This window comes from Aquiflexum sp. (assembly GCF_041751335.1).
Classification (GTDB): domain Bacteria; phylum Bacteroidota; class Bacteroidia; order Cytophagales; family Cyclobacteriaceae; genus Aquiflexum.
In genome coordinates, this window is sequence record NZ_JBGSXS010000048.1 from 1 (window position 1) to 3,823 (window position 3,823).

General features: G+C 39.7%; 3 protein-coding genes and 1 pseudogene. 2 read left to right on the plus strand and 2 right to left on the minus strand.

Annotation, left to right across the window (positions count from 1 at the left end; genetic code table 11):
- Nucleotides 1–271 (minus strand): annotated as a pseudogene (locus ACEW8U_RS02595) (alpha/beta hydrolase); the annotation flags it as partial.
- Nucleotides 272–404: 133 nt separating this feature from the next.
- Here ACEW8U_RS02595 and ACEW8U_RS02600 point away from each other — a divergent pair.
- Nucleotides 405–629, plus strand: coding sequence for a DUF3820 family protein (locus tag ACEW8U_RS02600; RefSeq protein ID WP_373520474.1), 225 nt, complete (start codon nucleotides 405–407; stop codon nucleotides 627–629).
- A gap of 36 nt (nucleotides 630–665) precedes the next feature.
- Here ACEW8U_RS02600 and ACEW8U_RS02605 read toward each other — a convergent pair whose 3' ends face one another.
- Nucleotides 666–1,883, minus strand: coding sequence for a S8 family peptidase (locus ACEW8U_RS02605; protein ID WP_373520475.1), 1,218 nt, complete (start codon nucleotides 1,881–1,883; stop codon nucleotides 666–668).
- Between the two features lie 314 nt (nucleotides 1,884–2,197).
- On the opposite strand from ACEW8U_RS02605, the gene ACEW8U_RS02610 reads away from it, so the two are divergent.
- Nucleotides 2,198–3,823: TonB-dependent receptor (locus ACEW8U_RS02610; protein ID WP_373520476.1), on the plus strand; the 1,626-nt coding region annotated here is incomplete at its 3' end.

Below are 3,823 nucleotides of genomic sequence, written 5' to 3' on the forward strand. Positions count from 1 at the left end.
TTCCTTCGTAACTAATACCCCCTGCTGCCAATTCAAAATTGAGCATGAATCCATTGAACAAAACCTTACTTAAAGCGATTCCTTTTGCCCCCTGATTAGGACTGTCCATAGTTCCTTTCCATTCCTCACCTTCAAGATCAAAATGAAAAACCAATGGTAACTTTTGGCCCATTACTTCTAGCATTCCTTTCCAACTTCCTGTAAGTTCTTGACTATTGGCTACAAAACTCAACTGAAAAAAAATCAAAAATGATAGAATTAATGTTTTCATAGGGGTTCCATTTGTTTAAAATTCTGTTAATAAATATAATTATGGCAAATGTAGAACAGTTTATAAAAGAAAAGCAGTTATTATGGTCTTGAAAATAGAACGGAATTCAAATCTAATCAACTAAAAGGACTTAATGGATAAGCAGATCTTATTGGACTTAGTGACCAAGACAATGCCTTTCGGAAAATACAAAGGAAAGTTACTCTGCGATGTACCGGAGCATTATTTGGTATGGTTACATGGCAAGGGTTTTCCGGAGGGGAAACTGGGCATGTGGCTTCACACACTCTATGAGATCAGACTCAACGGATTGGAAGATATTCTGTGGGAATTGAAAAAAATAAACCGCCCACAGTGAAGTAGGCGGTTTAAGAAATATTCTTTGTTTGGAAAATTATCTCGAGATGATAGGGTCAGGCGTGCTGTCCTTGTCACCTTTCACAAATCCTGAGGTTTTAGCTGCTCCCAAAAGAAGTACACCAGCAGCATGTGGGGCTGCCATTGAAGTACCACTAATGGTATTGTAAGCGCCACCTTTCCATGTAGATTTGATGCTAACTCCCGGAGCAGCATATTCGATAGGAGGATTACCATAGTTGGAAAAAGAGGCAAAATTATCGCCACTGTCAGAAGCAGAAATTGTATAAATATTTGAACCGTTTACCTTTGCAGGAGAATAGTTATTTGCGTTTGCAGAACTATTACCTGCCGCAATCACGAAAATGATTCCTTTATTTGATGCAGTCAAAACAGCGTCATCCAATGCCTGAGAAACGGGCCCGCCCAAGCTCATATTGGCAACGTCTCCAATTTTTCCTTTAGATGCAACCCAATCTACTCCTGCTATGACACCTGAATAGGAACCTGAACCCCTTGAGTCCAAAACTTTAACAGGGACTACAGTTGCACCTGCCGCGATACCAACAACACCAATCGTGTTGTTTATTGCCGCAATTGTACCTGCCACATGGGATCCATGTCCGTTACCATCATTTAAGTTGGCATCTCTTCCTGATGAAAAAGCAGTAAAACCATTAGTAGTGTTGACATTCAGATCCGGATGGGTAAGGTCGATTCCTGTGTCAATAACCCAGGCCACGTTTGATCCGGTATAATTTACAGAGCCACCAACTCTTGTTATTCCCCAAGGAATCTCCTGAGCGGTACTACCGCCACCTCCCCCTGGCTTACCTTTTTGCGCGATAGTCATCACCCTGTCCGGTTCTATATAACTGACGGTTGGGTCATTCTTTAACAATTCGAATTGGCTCCCATCTAATGTCACCCCAAAACCATCTAAGGCTACAGCATATACTGCCCCTATGTTTTGGTCAGAAATTCTGTATTTAGCCAAAATACTCGAGGCACTTTTTCTCATTAAAGCTTGGTTGTCTTGATAGCTTCCATCCCTCCTAAAACCTATAGATTGGGGCTTTAAGACTACGATATAGCTCCCGGGAATGATTTCACCATTCTTATATTTCATAATTTGGTCTTGGGATTCCAAGACAGGTGACTCAGCATCTTCCTGACAGGAGAATGTTAAAAAGGCTAGAGCGAAAACTGCAATTCCAGCAGGTTTCACAACAAATTTGTAGAATTTTTTGATCATGATAGAATAAGTTTTAGATAAATAGATCTGCCAAACAGGATTTGGCATAGTCAAATAAAGTCAAAATATAATTGATATTCAATGGGATGTAAAAAATATATAATAAACAAAAATCCTAACATAAAATCATTTTTTTGTAGGTTCACATTTTCGCTCCGTTATTGCTTACAAAAATTAAGATAAAAATTCCTGAAGAAAGATTTTCTCAGTGATCCTCATTTTAGCTATATTCTTAAATGTAAAATTGAAACAAAGTTGCATTAACGCTAGGCCAAAAGGGCGAAATTCCTTATTTTTGCAACATAGTTTCATTTATGTACAAGCCATTTATTCTTTTACTTTTCTTTATTCTATTGACCTTTAATGCTTTAGGTCAGGATTTCTGTACCCTGACCATAAGGGGAAAGGTAATTCACGCTGAAAACAATGAACCCATTGAGTCGGCTTTTATATTGATTTTGGAAAATGAAAGCGGAGTAGTCACTGACTATAACGGACTTTTTAGAGTGTCCAACATCTGCCCGGGTACCTATACCATCAAAATTCAGTATTTGGGACATCAGGACTACATCGAAAAACTTGAGATCAAAAACAACAGCAATTACACTTTCAGGATGGTTGCTGAGGATATTAGATTGGATGGAGTTGATATTCATGGACATCAAGATGCCTTGATTACCACAAACTCAGTCTCCTCAATATATGGTGAAGTGTTGAGATCATCCAGGGGACAGTCATTAGGTGAATCTATCCGTAAAATACCTGGTCTCAATACATATTCATCAGGATCTACCATCCAAAAACCCGTTATTCATGGCCTTCACAGTAATAGGATTTTGATCATGAATAATGGCGTCCGGCTTGAAGGACAGCAATGGGGTGCCGACCATGCACCAGAAATAGATCCTTTTATAGCCAATGAAATTTCGGTAGTAAAAGGTGCCGAAACGGTAAGGTTCGGAGCTGATGCGATGGGTGGGGTGATTCTGGTGAATCCAGCACCATTACCAGTGAAGGCCATACAAAAAGGTGAACTTGACCTGATTGGATTTTCCAATGGTCTTGGTTTAAACGTAGCAGCTTCGTTTACAGGAGGATCTGAGAAGATAAAAGGTCTTGGCTATAGGATTCAAGGATCATCAAAAATCGCAGGAAATTTACAGACACCTGATTATATGCTCGGCAATACCGGTGTCAAAGAGTTAAATTTTTCAGGTGCAGTCGGATATAGTAACAGCAGATTAGGGACAGAATTGTATGTGAGTAATTTCAGGACTACAATAGGAATCTTACCTGACTCCCATACCGGTAATCTCAGTGACCTGGAAAGTATTATTGAAAATGGCAGACCTTTTAGAGAACCGGAATTTAAATACGAAATACAAAACCCAAAACAAGAAGTTGACCATCAACTGGTCAAAGCAAAAATCCATTACCATCTCAAAGATGGTTCGAAGCTGAATTTTCAATATTCATTTCAGAGAAACCATAGGCAGGAATTTGATCTAAGGAGGGGTGAATTGAATGATAGAGCATCTTTGGACATGGTGCTTTTCACCAATTCGCTCGATCTAAGTTATAATCATCAGACCCGAAAAAACTGGGATGGCGTTGTAGGTGCACAAGTGATGCAACAAGCCAACTCCAACATCCCCGGTACAGGGGTCATTCCTTTGATTCCAAATTTTGATATGATCAATCTTGGGATATATGCCATCGAAAAATTTACCTATGGTCCATTGGAATTGGAGGGTGGATTGAGATTTGATTCCCGATATGTGGAAGCAGCTAGGATAATCCGAGGCGAACTTCAGGAGAGGGATTTCAGATTCAACAATTACTCCGCATTCTTTGGAGGAGTATATGCACTGACCAGAAACCTGACTTTCAATTCAAATCTAGGTTCTGCCTGGAGGCCCCCCAATATCAACGAACAGTTC